17 protein-coding genes are annotated in these 19,230 nt (G+C 52.4%); 4 read left to right on the top strand and 13 right to left on the bottom strand.

Annotated features, from left to right (window positions below; translation table 11 throughout):
* Positions 1–22: 22 nt before the first annotated feature.
* The 10 genes from MUU46_RS19925 to lolC form a co-directional block, all read right to left on the bottom strand.
* Positions 23–241, bottom strand: a complete 219-nt coding sequence (locus tag MUU46_RS19925) for an acyl carrier protein (RefSeq protein WP_159761558.1) — start codon at positions 239–241, stop codon at positions 23–25.
* 17 nt (positions 242–258) lie between these two features.
* Positions 259–1,692 (bottom strand): AMP-binding protein, encoded by a 1,434-nt coding sequence (locus MUU46_RS19920; protein WP_258966444.1) that lies wholly within the window; start codon positions 1,690–1,692, stop codon positions 259–261.
* Positions 1,689–2,807, bottom strand: coding sequence for an MBOAT family O-acyltransferase (locus MUU46_RS19915; protein ID WP_159761466.1), 1,119 nt, complete (start codon positions 2,805–2,807; stop codon positions 1,689–1,691). The genes MUU46_RS19920 and MUU46_RS19915 overlap by 4 nt, the downstream gene beginning before the upstream one ends.
* Positions 2,808–2,817: 10 nt before the next feature.
* On the bottom strand, positions 2,818–2,940 hold the full coding sequence (locus MUU46_RS19910; RefSeq protein ID WP_258966443.1) for a hypothetical protein: 123 nt from the start codon (positions 2,938–2,940) through the stop codon (positions 2,818–2,820).
* Positions 2,937–4,037 (bottom strand): D-alanyl-lipoteichoic acid biosynthesis protein DltD, encoded by a 1,101-nt coding sequence (locus MUU46_RS19905; RefSeq protein WP_258966442.1) that lies wholly within the window; start codon positions 4,035–4,037, stop codon positions 2,937–2,939. The genes MUU46_RS19910 and MUU46_RS19905 overlap by 4 nt, the downstream gene beginning before the upstream one ends.
* 733 nt (positions 4,038–4,770) lie before the next feature.
* The gene (gene cobB, locus MUU46_RS19900) at positions 4,771–5,592 is read right to left on the bottom strand and encodes a Sir2 family NAD+-dependent deacetylase (protein ID WP_258966441.1); all 822 of its coding nucleotides are present in this window, start codon (positions 5,590–5,592) and stop codon (positions 4,771–4,773) included.
* A gap of 13 nt (positions 5,593–5,605) precedes the next feature.
* Positions 5,606–6,517, bottom strand: coding sequence for an N-acetylglucosamine kinase (gene nagK / locus MUU46_RS19895; RefSeq protein WP_258966440.1), 912 nt, complete (start codon positions 6,515–6,517; stop codon positions 5,606–5,608).
* Positions 6,518–6,571: 54 nt separating this feature from the next.
* Complete coding sequence (lolE, locus tag MUU46_RS19890) at positions 6,572–7,816, bottom strand: lipoprotein-releasing ABC transporter permease subunit LolE (protein WP_159761458.1); 1,245 nt, start codon at positions 7,814–7,816, stop codon at positions 6,572–6,574.
* Positions 7,817–8,518, bottom strand: a complete 702-nt coding sequence (lolD, locus tag MUU46_RS19885; protein WP_258966439.1) for a lipoprotein-releasing ABC transporter ATP-binding protein LolD — start codon at positions 8,516–8,518, stop codon at positions 7,817–7,819. It lies immediately after the preceding gene.
* Positions 8,511–9,710, bottom strand: coding sequence for a lipoprotein-releasing ABC transporter permease subunit LolC (lolC, locus tag MUU46_RS19880; protein ID WP_258966438.1), 1,200 nt, complete (start codon positions 9,708–9,710; stop codon positions 8,511–8,513). The genes lolD and lolC overlap by 8 nt, the downstream gene beginning before the upstream one ends.
* Positions 9,711–9,904: 194 nt before the next feature.
* Here lolC and MUU46_RS19875 point away from each other — a divergent pair, with 194 nt between their 5' ends.
* The 3 genes from MUU46_RS19875 (at position 9,905) to ldtC (ending at position 15,643) form a co-directional block, all read left to right on the top strand.
* On the top strand, positions 9,905–10,969 hold the full coding sequence (locus MUU46_RS19875; protein WP_258966437.1) for an acyltransferase family protein: 1,065 nt from the start codon (positions 9,905–9,907) through the stop codon (positions 10,967–10,969).
* A 112-nt stretch (positions 10,970–11,081) separates the two neighbouring features.
* Entirely contained in the window at positions 11,082–14,528 is a 3,447-nt protein-coding gene (gene mfd / locus MUU46_RS19870) for a transcription-repair coupling factor (protein WP_258966436.1), read from the top strand.
* A 149-nt stretch (positions 14,529–14,677) separates the two neighbouring features.
* Positions 14,678–15,643: a L,D-transpeptidase LdtC gene (ldtC, locus tag MUU46_RS19865; RefSeq protein WP_258966435.1), complete on the top strand. Its 966-nt coding sequence runs from the start codon at positions 14,678–14,680 to the stop codon at positions 15,641–15,643.
* Positions 15,644–15,733: 90 nt separating this feature from the next.
* Here the strand turns inward: ldtC and bhsA are convergent, their stop codons facing one another.
* Entirely contained in the window at positions 15,734–15,991 is a 258-nt protein-coding gene (bhsA, locus tag MUU46_RS19860) for a multiple stress resistance protein BhsA (RefSeq protein ID WP_159761446.1), read from the bottom strand.
* A gap of 246 nt (positions 15,992–16,237) precedes the next feature.
* On the opposite strand from bhsA, the gene MUU46_RS19855 reads away from it, so the two are divergent.
* Positions 16,238–16,876: a TetR/AcrR family transcriptional regulator gene (locus MUU46_RS19855; protein WP_159761444.1), complete on the top strand. Its 639-nt coding sequence runs from the start codon at positions 16,238–16,240 to the stop codon at positions 16,874–16,876.
* 74 nt (positions 16,877–16,950) lie between these two features.
* On the opposite strand, the gene MUU46_RS19850 is transcribed toward MUU46_RS19855, so the two are convergent.
* Together MUU46_RS19850 and MUU46_RS19845 are read right to left on the bottom strand one after the other, a co-directional pair.
* On the bottom strand, positions 16,951–17,490 hold the full coding sequence (locus tag MUU46_RS19850; RefSeq protein ID WP_159761442.1) for a glycine zipper 2TM domain-containing protein: 540 nt from the start codon (positions 17,488–17,490) through the stop codon (positions 16,951–16,953).
* 222 nt (positions 17,491–17,712) lie between these two features.
* Complete coding sequence (locus MUU46_RS19845) at positions 17,713–19,017, bottom strand: NAD(P)/FAD-dependent oxidoreductase (protein ID WP_159761440.1); 1,305 nt, start codon at positions 19,015–19,017, stop codon at positions 17,713–17,715.
* Positions 19,018–19,230 lie beyond the last annotated feature (213 nt).

The raw sequence follows: 19,230 nt of genomic DNA, 5'->3' as shown, positions 1-19,230 counted from the left end.
GCCGTTTTTTTAATCGAAATAATTAACGGTTTTCTTCAATATAGGCTGCCAGACTCGCCGGCGTTTTTAATACGCTGGCGACATCTGTTGGCGAAATCATACAGCCAAACTCATCCTGAACTTCGAGTACTACATCGACTGCCATAATCGAGTCGAGAATGTCAGACTCAATAAGTTCATCATTGAAACCAACCTTGCGGGACAGCACGCGCTCAAACAGAGCCAGAACTTGTTCTTCCATCATTATTCCTCACATTATCAACTGACGCGTGCTTGCGCGTCTAACAACTTACGATCGATTTTGCCATTAGGATTTAATGGCAATACATCTTTGAGTAGGATCTGACTCGGAACCATATAGGACGGAACGACCTTCGCCAGCCCTTGTTTTATTTCTTCTGTCGATAAATGGGACACACAGAATGCCGCGATGCGTAAAACTGAGCCCCCCGGTTTCATCAACGGTAGTACGACCGCCTCATGAATACCGTCCATGTTCAACAACCGGGCTTCAATCTCACTAATTTCAATCCGATAGCCGTTGAGCTTTATTTGGCTATCATTGCGGCCCATGCAATACAGATAATCTTTGGAAAATCCCAGATCCCCGGTTCGATAGCCCCGCCATGGTGTGCCTGCTCGGGTAAGCAATTTGGTCGCATTCTCTTCAGGCAGGCCAAGATATCCGCGCATCACATTTTTCCCCCATATGATCAGCTCGCCCTCTGGAGTAATGTCCATAAAGGAATGAGGCATCATGGTGCCAATGGGCAACAGGTCTGATTCGCTGGCCATCATCTCATCTGTGATTTCTACCACCGTGGTTGCCACAGTTGCTTCTGTTGGCCCGTAGGAATTCATGATTTTTGCATTCGGGAAGCGTCGGCGTAATTGCTTCACCAGCGCCTTATTCAGCACTTCCCCAATAAAGACAAAGACGGCGAGATCGGGCAAAAATTCGCTATTAAACTGTGGAGAAAGCAGTTTCTGATACGCAAATGAAGGAGTAGAAATCCACGCAGACACTTTTTTCAGATGCAGCGATTCCAGCCATGACTCCGTGGCAATGGCCTCTTTTGAATTCAGAACGATATGGCCATTTTTGGCTAAATTGGCCAGCAGCGGAATGAGAGATAAATCAAAACTGAATACCGCATGATTCATCAGAACCGGAGCATCTGGCAGCGAAAATGATTCTCCAACCCATTGGATGAAATTCCACACCGACTCTCTGCCAATTTGCACACCTTTTGGTTGGCCGGTACTGCCTGAGGTAAACATCATGTACGCCAGATGACTCTCTTGCAGTGGCTTGGCAGCCACGCCAGTGTGCACAAATGTCCGCTGCAGCACGTCATAGTAATAAGGCGCGTGCGCAAGCGCGCAGATCTCTTTCAGCCGTTCGGTCGGATAAATACAGTCAACAGGAATATACGTGATGCCATACAGCAGGCAGCTGTATATAGCGACCGCAAATTCTGTTTGCTGATGACCATATAACACGACAGGCGCATCGGGATGCGGGGCGGATGCATGATAACGTTCCATCCAGCCGGTCACCGCCACGCTAAGTTCAGACCACGTTAACTCACCATCGCTACCACTGATTGCCAGTTGTCCTGGCCGGACGGGATCCAGCAGTGTTTTACGCAAATAATCCTGCAAAGACTGGATATCATGTTGAGGGTTCATAACGGTGACATTCCACTGAAGATGTAGAGAGAAACCGCTGCGCTTGCCAACGTTAAAAATCGACCACACAGCGACACAACCGGGTATTTCAACCACTGCTCAAGCAGAGGTTGCCTTTTTGCCGTCCATAACAGCATGTTGTGAGAGACAGAAATAAGACCAAAAAGAATACCGCTAATAACATAGTGTCTCTCAAGCCCATTCCAGGCACCCATGCAAAACAGCGTGCAGAAGATACCGATGTTCTGTGCACAGGTTTTGTTGTTACGGAAGAACGCAAACCTCAATAAATGCATATACACCGGCATGAAAATTACGTCCCGGAGCCATTCAGAAAGGCTAATGTGGAAACGACGCCAGAAGTCCTGCGGATTTTTGGCCAGCAATGGGAAATTAAAGTTCTGAGGAATATTGAGGCCAAACAGACGCCCGGCCCCCATCGCCATATTGCTGTATCCCGCGAAATCAAAATAGAGATAGAAGCTATAAGCCACGGACATCACAATCCCGACCGTCAGCGTAAAATCATGATGACGCCAATGGCTGATAACGTAGTGGTCAATGAGCATGGCAAACAAAAACTTTTGCACGATGCCATAGAATATTTGCTGCATCGCCTGCAGGAAAAGTTCGGTGGTCATGGTAAAAGTCGGTTTGCGGATGTCTTTTACCCAAGTATTCCAGCGATACATCGGGCCCGCGAGGATCACAAATGGCAAAAAGAGATAGCAAAAATAAGTAATGAAACTTTTGGCCTCTTCTTTTTTGCGATACAGCAGCACATCGATAGCCCTGAATGTCATAAACGATAAGCCGATCATCCCCCAATGATTGTTCAGGTGAAGTTTGACCAGTACCAGCGGTAACAGTGTCAGACTTACCGCCTGCCATGTCTTGAGGTACTTTTTGTCTTTAAGGTAGGTAACGACATAAAAACAAAGAAAAACAGCTATCGGGATAAAAAACTGTCCGCGGAATACATGTGCCCAACCAATCAGGGCAATCACTGAAAATGAAACCAAATACGTCAACCGGTACTTTAAAAAACGATTGATCCCCGCAAAGAGCAGTGCTGAGGAGAATAAATAAACAAAAAATGACGCGTTCGAATACATAGTGACACCATCAAAATTGCTGATACTCAAACTGGACTTTCAGTTTCGCTGAGTCATTTGACGTCGACCAGGCGACAATTGTCAGCGCCAGGGAAAAATAGAGCAGAAACAGGCAGATTGCTTTCTTGATCATTTGAATTGCTCGTAGACAAAGTGGTCCATATCAACCCAGGCCAGGTCGGTTGGGTGTAGATAATCTTTGTTCCAACCATTCTGATAAGGCATTTCATACATGTCGTAATAAGGCACCTGGTATTCTTTCAGCGTCGATTTAACAATATCATCGGCCTTCTTATATCTTTCCCGATGACTGATAGCCCAAGGGTTCATCGGATCAACAATCGCAATCACTTGCACGTGGCGATCATGTAGCATTTTTATCATCTTTTTAAATGCCACGATCTGTTCCTCGGCTGGAGGTCGTGAACTCCAGTCAAAAGGCTTCGGACGTGCTTTGAAGTACTCTGGTGTCATCCAGTGGGTTGCTGCCGTTATCTTGCGTTCTTTATTATGGTCCAATGCTTGTTGACGCTGGTTCTCCCAGTCGACTGCTTCAAACTTGGCAGAAGAGGATGGCCATAATTCAGGCTGAGCTTTTTTTAGTCGGATTTTATCCTTATAGAAATCTCGCACCAGATCGCAAAACGAGCCAAATTGCCAGGACATCTCTTTCTTGATATCACTGATATTCCAACCTCGAATTTGCATTTGGCTGAACGACATATGACTGATTTTATCCCCGCGAGTGCTCTCCAGATAGTGCGTAACGACAGGAGCGACGTCACGGTCGTTAAGTAAAGGGGCAAACACATCGGCAGGTAAATTATCTTCAAAAATCTTCGGCGGTACTTTTGGCCTGAAAAAACTGTCCGGTGACAGCAACAGTACCAATTTTGTTTTGTTGTTGAGGTCCTGTTTAAAACGAGACAACAGCGAATATTGTATAACGCTGTCTACCATCACGCCGCCATAGGCCACCACAGGTACCTGAAGATTCTGGTTAAAGTAATTAAATATCGCATGCGGCTCATCACCCGACCATACGACCTCTGATGCCCCCAGAAAGAAAATCGCATGCCCCTGCAAAGCATGAGATATTGTCATCATTTTTTCGTTCTGTTCTTTACGTGTTCCTTCCATTGTATTGATCATCGGTTGAAACTTTAAAAGCGAATGGTTACTACTAATCAATGGCGGTAACGCCAATACCAGAACTGCTGCCAATGCCATGGAGACATGCAGAAGAATATCTTTATTAATTGTCATAATGAAAAGGAGTTAATATCTTAATGTTTGAAATTTGTTTTATTTTAAAATCTGACCGTTAACCTGCTATTTTTAGAGTCATAAGCACTATACCGCATGGGGATTTTTTTGTATGTAACCATATGTACACCCTTAGAATAACCAATAAAAAAGAATGCACCAGAAATTATTTTCGTCTTTCCCTTAGTGTATTACCATTATCCAGCTAATAAATAAAAAATCCTAAACAGTCCCTCTACCACTCGCATTTACAGCATAAAGACTCGATACTTTGTTACTTTTCAGCAGCAAACCTAAGATTTCGAAGAGTTTCCAGGCGCAAATAACTCTGTTGTCATACCACAAATGATGGTCAGAAGACTTTATTTTTATTCTGATAACAACTTTGCAATCTGAATGTCATCTTCCAATTCGATAGTTGCTACCAAACATGCCTAAATGTAACCGAAGAATAATAAACCCCGATGGTATTGATAAATAAATATTGTGAATCGTAAGCTTCACATGAAGATATTAACGTTGATATTCGAAGTCCACCGAGTCTTGTCGGTGATGTTTTAGGCTCAGGGATTTTTTATGCGGAGGTAAGAATCGTGCATTTGCATGCAAGCAAGTGACCAGAATGAGTGTGAAATGAGGATATTCAGGCAGTGGCACGTGGCACTGCCCGAGATCCATCGGTGGAAAAACTGATCTCTTATAGCCCCTTCAGCAGCTTCGCCACGTATTCAGGGACCACTACGCTTGCCAGGCCATAATGTTTCTCTTCGAACTCGCTGCCGACCTGGCTCGGTTCGAGATTGAGTTCGACTGTGCGCGCGCCCTGCAGTTTCGCTTCATGCACGAAACCAGCAGCCGGGTAGACGTGTCCGGAAGTGCCGATAGCGATAAATTCATCGGCCATCGCCAGCGCTTCGTAGATCTCGTCCATGCCGAGCGGCATTTCGCCGAACCATACCACGTGTGGACGTAGCGGCTGTGGGAACTGACAGCAGTGGCATTTATCGTCAACGGTAACATCACCCGTCCATTCAAAAACTTGTCCACTCCAGTCACAACGCACCTTTAACAATTCGCCGTGCATATGAATAATGCGCTTGTTCCCTGCCCTCTCATGCAGATTGTCGATGTTCTGCGTCACCAACAGGAAGCGGTCACCTAGCTCTTCTTCCAGCTTTGCCAACGCCAGATGTGCCGCATTCGGCTGAATTTCGGGCTGCTGGAGCTGCTGGCGACGGGCGTTATAAAACGCCTGTACCAGCGCCGGGTCACGGGCGAATCCCTCTGGCGTCGCCACGTCTTCAACGCGGTGTTCTTCCCATAAACCATCTGCTGCGCGGAACGTGCGGATCCCGGATTCGGCTGAGATCCCCGCCCCGGTCAGCACCACCACTCTGGGTTTAACCATCTCTTCCGGAACCGCTCTGTCTCTGAAGAAAACCCGCTGGCGCAGACGATCGTGCAGGCGGCGTTTAGTAAGGCGAAAACGACTGAGTCGATGGAAGCGACGCGACTGCATAATAACCCCTGTATCAATCCGTAAGATGCAGGAATGCGGCACCGCGCATTCCTCCGGCATCGCCGTGGCGAGCGCGCTCAATGCGAGGCACACGAGCCACCGGCAACAGATGGCGCGGCAAGCGTGTCGCCAGCCCGTCTGTTATCGCAGTAAAGTTAGACAATCCACCGCCGATCACCAGTAAATCAGGATCGACAATGGTCATAATATTTCCCAGACACACGGCAAGCAAATCGAGGTAACGCTCGACGTGTTCACGGGCTCTGGTTTCGCCCTGCTCCCACTGCGCGACAATCTCCGGTGAGCTTAACGCCTGCTGATTATAATGCTCATAGAGCCAGGCAAAGCCACGGCCCGAGAGATAGTTTTCGATACAACCCAACTGGCCGCAGCCACAACGGGTCAGTGGAAAATCGCGCCCCACGATTTCCAGCGCATCCACGGGCAGACGGATATGGCCGAACTCGCCGGTGATGTAACTGTGACCGGTTATCGATTTCCCGTTCAGGACTAAACCGCCGCCAACACCCGTGCCGAGGATAAGCCCCATCACCAGCGGATACTGTGTGAATTCGTCGTCCCAGGCTTCGGAGAGTGCAAAACAATTGGCGTCGTTGTCGAGACGCACATCGCGGTCGAGACGAGCAGAGAGATCCTGACGCAGCCTTTGACCGCTGGCGGCCGGAACGTTGGCAGCGTACAGCGTGCCATCGGCGGTTTCAGGCATTCCCGGAATACCGATGCCGACACTGCCTTTTACGCCAAAGCGTTCATCGGCTTCAGCGACCAGGTCGCAAACGGCTTGCAGAAAGGATTCATAGCTGTCGCGCGGTGTCGGAGTGCGTTTTTCCCACTGCAAACGCCGCTGTGCGTCGAATACCCCAAGGGCAATTTTGCTGCCGCCAATGTCAAATCCGTAGAACATAGCAATTCCTCTTAACTGACCCAGGCGACAACGTCGCCGGGTCATGACGCGAAATTACTGGCCACTTAACACTCTTGCAGGGTCAATTCGGCTGGCGCGGCGGGCAGGATACCAGCTCGCCAGCAAACTCAGCACCAGTGCCGTGACCAGCACATAAAAGACGTCCAGCCAATGAAGCTCAGATGGCAGGAAGTCGATAAAATAGATGTCACCGGACAGGAACTGATGACCAATAAGTTTTTCAATGCCGTTGATGATAGCCGTCAGATTCAGCGCGCACAGCACGCCAATCACCACGCCTAACAGGCTGCCCAGCAGCCCAGCGAGTAAGCCGTACCACACGAAAATAGCGCGAATTAGGCCATCTTTAGCGCCCAGCGTACGCAGTACCGCGATATCGCTGCTCTTGTCTTTTACCGCCATCACCAGGGTGGAGACGATATTGAAACAGGCCACGCCAATCACCAGGATCATCGCCAGATACATGATCGCACGGATCATCTGGATGTCGCGATACATGTAGCCGTAGGTGCCGATCCAGCTTTTGATGTAGACGTAGCTGTTGGTCACTTCGCCTGCGTCGCGCACCAGTTTGTTGGCGCTAAAGACATCGTTCACCTTGATGGCAATTCCAGTCACGCTGCTGCCCATGTCCAGATACTGTTGCGCATCCGGCATCGGGATCATTGCGAAGCTGTGGTCGAGCTGGCCGCTTAGCTGCAAAATCCCGCTCACGTGCAGACGCACGCGCTTAGGTTGCAACAGCTGATGCTCTTTGTCAGAGTTCGGGATCATTATCGATACCCAACCGCCCTGTTTAACCTTCAGTGCATCGGCCACGCCTTTGCCCAAAATAATCTGCTGGTCACCCGCTTTGAAATTGGCCCAGGCGTTATTCTGTACATATTTCGGCAGCGCGCTGAGCTGGTTTTCCTGTTGAGGATCGACGCCTTTTATCTGAATCGCGCGCATGTTGCTGCCACTTTCAATCAGGCCGGTGAAGTTGATATACGGCGCCGCTGCCGCGACACCTTTGACTTTTTCAACTTTGGTCAGCGCGTCGTGCCAGTTGTTCCACGGCTGGTTAACCGGTTCGATTTCACCGTGCGGCACCACCGCCAGCACGCGGTTGTTGAGCTCACGCTCAAAGCCGTTCATCGCACTTAAACCGACGATAAGCACCGCCACGCCCAGTGCGATGCCGACGGTTGAAATCACAGAAATCAACGACACCATGCCACCACGACGGCGGCCACGGCTAAAACGTAAGCCAATAAGAAGGGATAACGGAGACGCCATTTACTGCGCCCCCATCAGGGTCAGTTGGCCGTTCAGGTGACCGTCGCGCATCTCCAGCTGGCGGTTCATCCGTTTTGCCAGCTGCAGATCGTGAGTCACCACCAGGAACGCAGTACCCTGCTGTTTATTGAGGTCGCCAAGCAGCTGGAAAATGCTGTCTGCGTTCCGGGCGTCGAGGTTACCGGTCGGTTCATCCGCCATCACCAGACGCGGATTATTGACCAGCGCACGGGCAATCGCCACCCGCTGGCGCTCGCCGCCGGAAAGTTCAGATGGACGGTGACGACGACGATGATCGAGACCCACTGCCGCCAGCATCGCGCGGGCGCGTTCCTGAATTTCAGCAGGCTTTTTTTTGCCAATCAACAGTGGCATCGCCACGTTTTCTTCGGCGGTGAAATCCGGCAGCAAATGGTGGAACTGATAGATAAAGCCGAGCTCGCGGTTACGCAGTTCCGCTTTCGCCGCTGGCGTCATTTTCGACAGCGGCTTACCGCTGAAAATCACGTCACCGGACGTCGGCGTGTCCAGCCCACCAAGCAGGTGCAGCAGCGTACTTTTGCCGGAGCCGGAGCTACCGACAATCGCCATCATCTCGCCTTCCCCAATGCTGAAACTGACGTTGTGCAGCACGTCGGTCTGCACAGTGCCTTCCTGATAGCGTTTGCACAGGTCGTCGCATTGCAACAGGATCTTATTCATAACGTAAAGCCTCAGCGGGTTGGGTGGCGGCAGCGCGCCATGAAGGATAAAGCGTAGAAAGCAGCGCCAGCAGCATGGCCACCAGCGCAATGACGACCACCTGCAGCGGAACGATTGCCACCGGCAGTGCGCCGCCGTCAACGAACGCGCCGATAATCGGCATCAAATTATTGAGCTGGCTGGCAAGCAGCAGGCCAAGCAGTGCACCGAGCAGCGCGCCAATCACGCCAGCGCTGGCACCCTGAACCATAAACACCGCCATAATCTGGCGCGGCGTCAGCCCTTGTGTTTGCAGAATCGCGACTTCGCCCTGTTTCTCCATCACCATCAAGCCCAGAGACGTAATGATGTTGAATGCGGCAACGGCGACGATCAGGCTCAGCAACAGGCCCATCATATTTTTTTCCATGCGCACGGCCTGGAACAGCTCGCCTTTGCGTTCGCGCCAGTCCTGCCATTTGGTGCCTTCAGGCAGTTTCTGGGTGCTCAGCGTGTCGACTTCCAACGGCTTATCGAGCCATAAACGCCAGCCGGTAATGTTGCCGAGCGGATAGCGCATCAGGCGAGAGGCATCCTGAATATTGACCAGCATTTGGTAGCCATCGACTTCGCTGTTAGCGGCAAACGTGCCAATGACGTTAAACAAACGCTGGCTCGGCACACGCCCCATCGGTGTGAACTGGCTAGCGGACGGCACCATGATGCGGATTTGATCGCCACGTTTGACGCTCAGTTGCCCGGCCAGTTGCTCACCAAGAATGACGTTGTACTGCCCATTTTCCAGCGCGGTCTGTTTGACGTTAACGAGGAACGGCGTCAGCGGATCGTTTTGGTTCGGATCGATACCGAGCATCACGCCTACTGCCACACTGCGCGGGCTTTGGATAACCACATCACCTGTAGTCAGCGGCGCAACGCGGGTCACGCCGTTCAGCTTGGCGTCGGTTTCAGGAATTTTCTGCGGGTTCACTGAACCCTGGTCTGCGCTCAGAACCGCCTGCGGCATCAGCCCAAGGATGTTGTTTTGCAGCTCGCGCTCAAAACCGTTCATGACCGATAACACGGTCACCAACGCCATTACGCCGAGCGTGATGCCGATGGTCGACAGCCAGGAGACAAAGCGACCGAAGCGGTCCGCTGCGCGCCCACGCATATAACGCAGGCCAATGAATAGTGCGACAGGTTGGTACATGTAATCCGTCTGGTTGCTGTTAGCTAGAGCCCGAGTATATAAGCGAAAGACCTGAGCGTAAATGCGCTATACCAGATAGCCGCACCCTGATCTTTATCTGAAAATGAATCAAATACAGAATGTTACCCATTACTCCTCGTTAAAAGCCCTTGAGGATAGTCCTTTGTTAATGGCAATGAAAAACGTGGATCGTCATGAAAGAAAAAACATTATGGCTCAATCAAATCAAGGGGCTATGCATCTGCCTGGTGGTATTTTACCACTCGGTGATCACCTTCTATCCGCATCTCAGCGACTTCCAGCATCCGTGGTCTGGGACACTGGCGAAGTGCTGGGTGTACTTCAATCTCTATCTGGCTCCTTTCCGTATGCCGGTGTTCTTTTTTATCTCCGGATTTCTGATCCAACGTTACATCGACGGGGTTTCGTGGCGTGACAGCCTTGGCAAACGAGTCGGCAACATCCTGTGGGTGCTGGCACTGTGGGGCATTTTACAATGGCAGGCGTTGAGCCATATCACGCAGTGGCTGGCGCCGGATCGTGATGTAAGCAGCAGCGCGAATGCAGCTTATGCCAACAACCTTGGCGAATTTGTGCAGGGGATGCTCACCGCCAGCACCAGCCTGTGGTACCTGTACGCGCTTATTGCCTACTTCGTGCTGTGCAAGCTGACCTCGCGCGGTAAAACGCTGATGATTGCCGGATTGGCGCTGCTCAGCATTGCGATTAATTTCCTGCCGACGCCGTGGTGGGGTATGAACAGTGTGCTGCGTAACGTCATCTATTACGCATTAGGCGCATGGTACGGCACGGCGTTAATGGCGTGGATGATGGCTTTTAACGTGCGTCAGCGCTGGCTGGCCCTCGGTGCATTCGCCCTGTTTTCTGTTGTGCTGTGGTTCGCGCGCACGCCGCTGTTCCTGTCGCTGCTGTCGATTTTTGCGATCATGAAGCTGTTCTACGCCATGGGTCGCCGCTTCCCACCGTCAGAGCGTTCTCTGCTAAATATGGTTGGTTCAAATACCATTGCGATTTACACCACCCACCGAATTTTGGTGGAGATTTTCAGTCTCCTGCTTATCGGCTGGTTTAGCGCCCAGGCGCGCTCGCCGTCGGTTGAACTCACGATCCTGTTGTTCTATCCGTTCTTCAGCCTGCTGATGTGCGTGGCGACAGGAATGCTGGCCCGCAGACTTTCCCAGCGCCTGGCGGGCGATATCTTCTTTTCCCCTCCGTCTTTGGCAGCCAGTCGGCCATAATCGCGCCCTGATTTGCTAATGTCGGTCGATTGAGGATAATAATCTTCATTGAAGAGCGGCGGTTTGCCCCCATAATCAGGGGGTAAACCTTTACGGGACCCCGACATTATTTATGCCTGAAAAACAACGATACGCCCTACCGACGAAGGCGGGCGAGCAGCGTCTGCTCGGTGAGTTAACCGGCGCCGCCTGCGCAACAGAAGTTGCTCAGATTATCGAACGCCACCGTGGCCCGGTGGTGCTTATCGCCCCCGATATGCAAAATGCCCTGCGTTTGCAAGATGAAATTGCCCAGTTTACCGACGAACTGGTCATGAACCTTGCCGACTGGGAAACGCTGCCGTACGACAGTTTCTCGCCGCATCAGGAAATTATCTCCTCGCGCCTTTCGACGCTCTATCAGCTACCAACCATGCAGCGCGGCGTGCTGATCGTACCGGTGAATACGCTGATGCAGCGCGTGTGCCCGCACAGCTATCTGCACGGTCATGCGCTGGTGATGCAAAAAGGTCAGCGCCTTTCACGCGATACGCTGCGGACGCAGCTCGACAGCGCGGGTTATCGTCATGTTGATCAGGTCATGGAACACGGTGAATACGCCACCCGTGGCGCGCTGCTGGACTTATTCCCGATGGGCAGCGACCGACCGTACCGTCTGGATTTCTTCGATGACGAAATTGACAGTCTGCGGCTATTTGATGCCGATACCCAGCGCACGCTGGAGGAGGTCGATGCCATCAACCTTCTGCCTGCGCACGAGTTCCCGACCGACAAAACTGCCATCGAACTGTTCCGCAGCCAATGGCGCGATAAGTTTGAGGTTAAACGCGACGCGGAACACATCTATCAGCAAGTGAGCAAAGGCACGTTACCAACAGGCATCGAATACTGGCAGCCGCTGTTCTTCAGCGAGCCGTTACCGCCCCTGTTCAGCTATTTCCCGGCCAATACGCTGCTGGTGAATACCGGAGACCCGGAAGCCAGCGCTCAACGTTTTGAAGCCGACACCCGTGGACGTTTTGAAAACCGTGGCGTTGATCCGATGCGTCCGCTGCTGGAGCCTGAAAACCTGTGGCTGCGCACCGATGAGTTGTTCAGCGAGCTAAAAAAATGGCCACGCATTCAGCTGAAAACGGACGTGCTCACCGATAAAGCCGCGAACGTGAATCTTGGCTATCAGAAGCTGCCGGATCTCGCGGTCCAGGCCCAGCAAAAAGCGCCTCTGGACAGTCTGCGTCGCTTCCTCGAAGGCTTCGATGGGCCGATTATTTTCTCAGTAGAAAGTGAAGGGCGTCGTGAAGCGCTGGGCGAACTGCTGGCGCGCATTAAACTCTCGCCAAAACGCATTCAGCGTCTGGATGAGTGTGAGGGCAACGGCCGCTATCTGATGATTGGCTCCGCCGAACACGGCTATATCGACACGCGGCGTAACCGGGCGTTGATTTGCGAAAGCGATCTGCTGGGTGAGCGCGTGGCGCGCCGTCGTCAGGATTCACGTCGGACCATCAACCCGGATACGCTGATTCGTAACCTGGCCGAGCTGCATCCTGGTCAGCCAGTGGTGCATCTGGAGCATGGCGTCGGCCGTTACGCGGGCATGACCACTCTCGAAGCCGGGGGCATTACCGGTGAGTATCTGATGCTCACCTACGCTAACGACGCCAAGTTGTACGTGCCGGTATCGTCGCTGCATTTGATCAGCCGTTACGCCGGAGGTGCGGAAGACAACGCCCCGCTGCATAAACTGGGTGGCGACGTTTGGGCGCGCGCGCGTCAGAAAGCCGCTGAAAAAGTACGTGATGTAGCCGCAGAACTGCTGGATATCTACGCCCAGCGCGCGGCAAAATCGGGCTTTGCCTTTAAACACGATCGCGACCAGTACCAACTTTTCTGTGATACCTTCCCGTTTGAAACCACGCCGGATCAAGCCCAGGCGATTAACGCTGTGCTGAGTGACATGTGCCAGCCGCTGGCGATGGACCGTCTGGTGTGCGGCGACGTGGGCTTCGGTAAAACAGAAGTCGCTATGCGCGCCGCGTTCCTGGCAGTAGAAAATAATAAGCAGGTGGCGGTGCTGGTGCCCACCACCCTGCTGGCACAACAGCACTTTGACAATTTCCGCGACCGCTTCGCCAACTGGCCGGTGCGCATCGAAATGCTCTCCCGCTTCCGCAGTGCCAAAGAGCAGACGCAAATTCTGGAACAGGCCAGCGAGGGGAAAATCGATATTCTGATTGGGACGCACAAACTGCTGCAAAGCGACGTGAAGTGGCGCGATCTCGGCCTGCTGATCGTCGATGAAGAGCACCGTTTCGGTGTGCGCCACAAAGAACGTATCAAAGCGATGCGTGCCGACGTCGACATTCTGACTCTGACCGCTACGCCGATTCCACGTACGCTGAATATGGCGATGAGCGGTATGCGCGACCTGTCGATTATTGCCACGCCGCCTGCGCGTCGTCTGGCGGTTAAAACCTTCGTGCGTGAATACGACATGCTGGTGGTTCGTGAAGCTATTCTGCGTGAAGTATTGCGTGGCGGGCAGGTTTACTACCTCTTCAATGACGTAGAAAACATCCAAAAAGCGGCAGATAAGCTGGCGGAACTGGTGCCAGAAGCGCGAATTGCCATCGGCCACGGCCAGATGCGTGAACGCGAACTGGAACGCGTGATGAACGATTTCCACCACCAGCGTTTCAACGTGCTGGTGTGCACCACCATTATCGAAACCGGGATCGACATTCCAACCGCCAACACCATCATCATCGAACGTGCGGATCACTTCGGTCTGGCGCAGCTGCACCAGTTGCGGGGCCGCGTGGGCCGTTCGCACCATCAGGCCTATGCCTGGCTGCTGACCCCGCACCCGAAAGCAATGACCACCGATGCGCAAAAACGCCTTGAAGCCATCGCCTCATTGGAAGATTTAGGCGCGGGTTTTGCACTGGCGACGCACGATCTGGAGATCCGCGGGGCGGGCGAACTGCTCGGCGAAGATCAGAGCGGATCGATGGAAACCATCGGCTTCTCGCTGTATATGGAGCTGCTGGAAAATGCGGTAGACGCGTTGAAAGAAGGTCGAGAGCCGTCGCTGGAAGATTTGACCAGCCAGCAAACGGAAGTCGAATTGCGGATGCCGTCTCTGCTGCCGGAGGATTTCATTCCTGACGTCAACACGCGGCTGTCGTTCTATAAACGGATCGCCAGCGCCAAAGGCGAACAGGCGCTGGATGAGCTAAAAGTCGAGCTTATCGACCGCTTTGGCCTGTTACCGGATGCCGCGCGTAACCTGCTGGATATCGCCCGTTTGCGCCAGCAAGCGCAGAAGCTTGGCATTCGTAAGCTTGAAGGCAACGAAAAAGGCGGCGTGATTGAGTTCAACGAGAAAAACCACGTCAACCCGGCCTGGCTGATTGGTCTGCTGCAAAAACAGCCGCAGCATTATCGGCTTGATGGGCCGACGCGCCTGAAGTTCTTCCAGGAACTGACAGAGCGGAAAAACCGTATGGAGTGGGTGCGCAACTTTATGCAGCAACTGGAAGAAAACGCCATCGCATAACCTCTGACATTCCCCGGCAACGCAAGCTGCCGGGGCTTTGCACTGCGCATTAATTTACACACTCTTTGCAAACCACTGAAACATCCAGACACGCATTGACGCCATAATGAGGGTTTTCCCTGCTCAATCACCGTTATGGATGTGCTGTGATGATGATTCAATCGCGTTTCCTGCGCGTACTGACCCTGTTGTCAGTCGTCGCAACTCTTGCCGCGGCCCTTCCCGCGCGCGCTAACACCTGGCCCCTTCCCCCGCCTGGCAGCCGCCTGGTGGGCGAAAACCGCTATCACGTCGTCGAAGATAACGGCGGTTCACTTGAGGCTATTGCCAAAAAATATAACGTCGGATTTTTGGCACTGTTACAGGCGAACCCTGGTGTCGATCCGTATGTTCCGCGTGCGGGTAGCGTGTTGACTATCCCACTGCAAACCCTGCTTCCGGACGCTCCGCGCCAGGGCATGGTGATTAACCTCGCCGAGCTGCGTCTCTACTACTACCCGCCGGGTAAAAACAGCGTCACCATTTACCCGATTGGCATTGGCCAACTGGGCGGTACGACGCTCACCCCGGAAATGGTGACCACGGTGTCCGATAAACGCGCCAATCCAACCTGGACGCCGACGGCTAATATTCGCGCGCGTTATAAAGCGATGGGGGTAAGTTTGCCTGCGGTCGTGCCTGCCGGGCCGGAAAACCCGATGGGCCACCATGCGATTCGGCTTGCAGCGTACGGCGGTGTGTATCTGCTGCACGGCACTAACGCCGACTTCGGCATTGGAATGCGCGTGAGCTCGGGCTGTATTCGACTGCGCGATGGCGATATTGAAACCCTGTTCAAACAGGTTACGCCAGGCACGAAAGTGAACATTATCAATACGCCGATTAAAGCGTCCGTGGAGCCTGGCGGCGTGCATCTGGTGGAAGTTCACCAGCCGCTGTCGAAACACATTGATGACGACCCGAAAGTGCTACCGATTAGCCTGAACGGCACGATGACGACATTCAAGGATTCGCCGCAGACTGATGCGCAGGTGATGGAGCATGCGATGGAGGTCCGTTCCGGGATGCCGGTGAACGTCACCCGCCATGACGAGCCGCCGGTTCAGAATCTGTAATCGCGAATCGGTAATAAAAAAAACACCGCGACTGATGTCGCGGTGTTTTTTTATGGCAGTGGCATTGCCGAGGGTTAAATAAGGAGGGCCTTATTTATAAATTACCGCAGTCCCGTGGAGGGTGTTTGGACCGGTAACTGAGGTAATACGGAATGATTTAGCACCCATCGCGTCGGCTTTCTGCGCCAGCTGGTCTTCCAGAGAGCTCAGATTCGTGCCGGCATCAGCCGAAATCACACCCACTTTTTGTTGATCAACTGGGGTGGACTGCACTTCTACAGCAGCGAAGCTTGCGAATGACAGAGAACTCAGAACAGCGGCTACGGCCAGGGTTTTGATGCTTTTCATGATTTTTTTACCTATGCAGATGAATTTTCGCAGGTCGTTATTATTAATTTAACGATCGATAGGTAAATCATAATGTGATCTAAGTCACACGTCAAATTGTTTTTATAATGATTATTATATTAATAATTAATGCCTTATTTTTCATAACTATATGATTATTTTATTTTATGCGCTTGGCTGCTGGTTATGCAGTGCGTTTGTTTTTATAATGAAGGCTTAACACCACCACAGAGGTACAACGGCACCATGACAACTGAAGTCGCAAGTTGCGTAAAAAAAAGCCGTGGCCGACCAAAAGTGTTCGACAGGGAAGTGGCGCTTGATAAGGCCATGACACTCTTCTGGCAGCACGGCTATGAAGCCACATCGCTCGCGGATCTCGTCGAAGCGACAGGGGCAAAAGCGCCTACGCTGTATGCAGAGTTTGTAAATAAAGAAGGCTTGTTCCGAGCAGTTCTGGACAGGTATATCTCGCGCTTTGCGGATAAGCACGAAGCCCAGCTGTTCTGCGAAGAGAAATCCGTAGACGCTGCACTGCGCGATTATTTCAGCGCGGTGGCGACCTGTTTTACCAGCAAAGACACCCCTGCGGGCTGCTTTATGATAAACACGTCCGCGACGCTTGCTGCGTCGTCAAAAGAAATAGCGCACACCATTAAGTCCCGTCATGCGATGCAGGAAAAAACGCTGTGTGAGTTTCTGACTCAACGCCAGACTCGCGGAGAAATCCCAGCCGATAAGTGCATTAGCGAGCTGGCGCAGTTCCTGAACTGTATTTTGCAAGGGATGTCGATCAGCGCCCGCGAAGGCGCCAGCCTGGAGACGCTGTTACAGATTACCGATACCACGATGCGCCTGTGGCCGCAGATGCTGAAAAGCAGCTGATAAACAAAACGCCATAAAAAAAGCCCTTCAGCCTGAGCGATTGAAGGGCTAATCAATACGAACGAAACGCTTTTTTACGCTTTGTTATTCAGAACTAGCTGACCATTGTTATCGAGTGGGATCTGAGAGCCTGGATCTTTATCCATACGAATTTTCCCCTGCTGATCGCCAATTTTGTAGGTCACATCGTAACCCAACATTTTGTCAGACTTGTCATATACTGTTTTGCAGCGCTGCTGCGTCGAGGTGTAGGTATCGTTATTCTGCATTGAGCCCTGGATTTGGTTCCCGGCGTAACCGCCACCCAACGCACCTGCCACGGTGGCGACATCTTTCCCGCGACCACCACCGAACTGATGACCAATTACCCCACCGGCTACCGCGCCCAGCACCGAGCCCGCTATACGGTTCTCATCCTGGACCGGACGTCGATGCGTGACCGCAACGTTACGGCACTCCTGACGCGGCGTTTTCACGCTCTCTTTAATCGGGGTTGCAGAAATGACCTGCGCATACTGCGGGCCACGATCGAGTACGTTCAGACTAGCGACTGCCGCCACGCCCAGCGCAGCTGCTACGCCAATCCCTATACCCGCCAACATAGATTTATTCACGGGAGTTCCTCCTTTGTTGCTGTTAGTAACAATTTTGCTATTTGAAAGGAAACGTGGATATAAGAATTGGGATCAAAAAAAGAGGTTTTTCGGGGGGAAAGCGTGGGATTAGGAAAAGTCTGAACCTGTGCCCGATGGCGCTGACGCTTATCCGGCCTACAAATCAAGATCCTGAACTGACTCGTAGGCCTGACAGCGTAGCGCCGCCGGACACTTTCGCGCTTAGTGCAGTTTCAGACGCGGGCGAATCACCCGGTTAATACTGCCGACCAGCATCATCAGCCCCGTTTTGAAATAACCGTGCAGCGCGACCTGGTGCATACGGTACAGCGAGATGTAAACGAAGCGCGCGATGCGCCCTTCTACCATCATCGAGCCGCGCATCAGGTTACCCATCAGGCTACCGACCGTGGAGTAGTTCGACAGAGATACCAGTGAGCCGTGATCTTTATAGATGTACGACTTCAGCGGCTTGTCTTTGGTCTGCGCCAGAATGTTGTGCAGCGCCAGGCTTGCCATCTGATGCGCAGCCTGCGCACGCGGAGGCACAAAGCCGCCTTCTGGACGCGCGCAGGACGCGCAGTCACCGATGGCATAGATATCCGCATCACGGGTAGTCTGTAGCGTTGGCTCCACCACCAGCTGATTGATACGGTTGGTTTCAAGCCCGCCAATATCTTTCATGAAATCTGGCGCTTTGATACCTGCCGCCCACACCATCAGGTCGGCATTGATGTATTCGCCGTCTTTGGTATGCAGACCGCCTGCATCGGCGCTGGTGACCATTGTCTGAGTCAGAACACGCACACCCATTTTGGTCAGCTCGCTGTGCGCGGCACTGGAAATGCGCGGCGGCAGCGCAGGCAGAATACGCTCGCCCGCTTCTACCAGCGTGACGTTCAGCGCGTCATTAGTCAGGCCTTTATAGCCGTAGCTGTGCAGCTGTTTCACCGCGTTGTGCAGCTCCGCAGACAGCTCAACGCCGGTCGCCCCGCCGCCAACAATAGCGATGTTAACTTTACCGTTCGCGCCCAGGTTGCTGGAGTGCTTCAGGAACAGGTTCAGCATTTCCTGGTGGAAACGGCGCGCCTGATGCGGGTTGTCGAGGAAAATGCAGTTTTCCTTCACGCCCGGGGTGTTGAAATCATTGGAGGTACTGCCCAGCGCCATCACCAGCGTGTCGTACGGCAGTTTGCGCTCAGGCATCAGCAGCTCGCCCTTTTCGTCGCGCAGCTCCGCCAGCGTCAGCGTTTTGGTTTCACGGTTAATGTCCACCACGGAACCCAGCTGGAACTGAAAATGATGGTTACGCGCATGAGCCAGATAGCTCAATGCATCCACACCTTCATCCAGTGAACCGGTGGCGACTTCGTGCAACAGCGGTTTCCACAGATGGCTATGGTTTCTGTCCACCAGCGTAATTTTTGCTTTTTTGCCACGGCCAAGCTTTCTACCCAGTTGAGTAGCCAGCTCCAACCCGCCAGCACCACCACCCACAATCACAATCTTTTTCAATGGCGTAGTCAACGTGACCCCCTAAATTATTAACCAATTGTTAATTAAAAGTTATAAAAATAACCTTTAATTAACAACAAGTTAGAAGCATTAAATTTGACAATATTGTGAAGAATATCACGCGAGGTGCATTGGTCATACCAAAATTGATATTAATCAAGTTTTCCCGGCCAAAAGTTGAGCAAGTGTAGTTGATGCAAGGCGTTTGTGGGCCTGATGAACACG

Origin of the sequence: Scandinavium tedordense, from assembly GCF_024764965.1 — a bacterium.
Classification (GTDB): domain Bacteria; phylum Pseudomonadota; class Gammaproteobacteria; order Enterobacterales; family Enterobacteriaceae; genus Scandinavium; species Scandinavium tedordense.
The sequence above is the reverse complement of the archived record's forward strand: the minus strand, read 5'-3'. Positions and strand labels throughout refer to the sequence as shown.

Coding starts and splice junctions, on each gene's coding strand:
- MUU46_RS19925 (WP_159761558.1), bottom strand. CDS start 241: ATGGAAGAACAAGTTCTGGCTCTGTTTGAGCGCGTGCTGTCCCGCAAG.
- MUU46_RS19920 (WP_258966444.1), bottom strand. CDS start 1,692: ATGAACCCTCAACATGATATCCAGTCTTTGCAGGATTATTTGCGTAAA.
- MUU46_RS19915 (WP_159761466.1), bottom strand. CDS start 2,807: ATGTATTCGAACGCGTCATTTTTTGTTTATTTATTCTCCTCAGCACTG.
- MUU46_RS19910 (WP_258966443.1), bottom strand. CDS start 2,940: ATGATCAAGAAAGCAATCTGCCTGTTTCTGCTCTATTTTTCCCTGGCG.
- MUU46_RS19905 (WP_258966442.1), bottom strand. CDS start 4,037: ATGGCATTGGCAGCAGTTCTGGTATTGGCGTTACCGCCATTGATTAGT.
- cobB (WP_258966441.1), bottom strand. CDS start 5,592: ATGCAGTCGCGTCGCTTCCATCGACTCAGTCGTTTTCGCCTTACTAAA.
- nagK (WP_258966440.1), bottom strand. CDS start 6,517: ATGTTCTACGGATTTGACATTGGCGGCAGCAAAATTGCCCTTGGGGTA.
- lolE (WP_159761458.1), bottom strand. CDS start 7,816: ATGGCGTCTCCGTTATCCCTTCTTATTGGCTTACGTTTTAGCCGTGGC.
- lolD (WP_258966439.1), bottom strand. CDS start 8,518: ATGAATAAGATCCTGTTGCAATGCGACGACCTGTGCAAACGCTATCAG.
- lolC (WP_258966438.1), bottom strand. CDS start 9,710: ATGTACCAACCTGTCGCACTATTCATTGGCCTGCGTTATATGCGTGGG.
- MUU46_RS19875 (WP_258966437.1), top strand. CDS start 9,905: ATGAAAGAAAAAACATTATGGCTCAATCAAATCAAGGGGCTATGCATC.
- mfd (WP_258966436.1), top strand. CDS start 11,082: ATGCCTGAAAAACAACGATACGCCCTACCGACGAAGGCGGGCGAGCAG.
- ldtC (WP_258966435.1), top strand. CDS start 14,678: ATGATGATTCAATCGCGTTTCCTGCGCGTACTGACCCTGTTGTCAGTC.
- bhsA (WP_159761446.1), bottom strand. CDS start 15,991: ATGAAAAGCATCAAAACCCTGGCCGTAGCCGCTGTTCTGAGTTCTCTG.
- MUU46_RS19855 (WP_159761444.1), top strand. CDS start 16,238: ATGACAACTGAAGTCGCAAGTTGCGTAAAAAAAAGCCGTGGCCGACCA.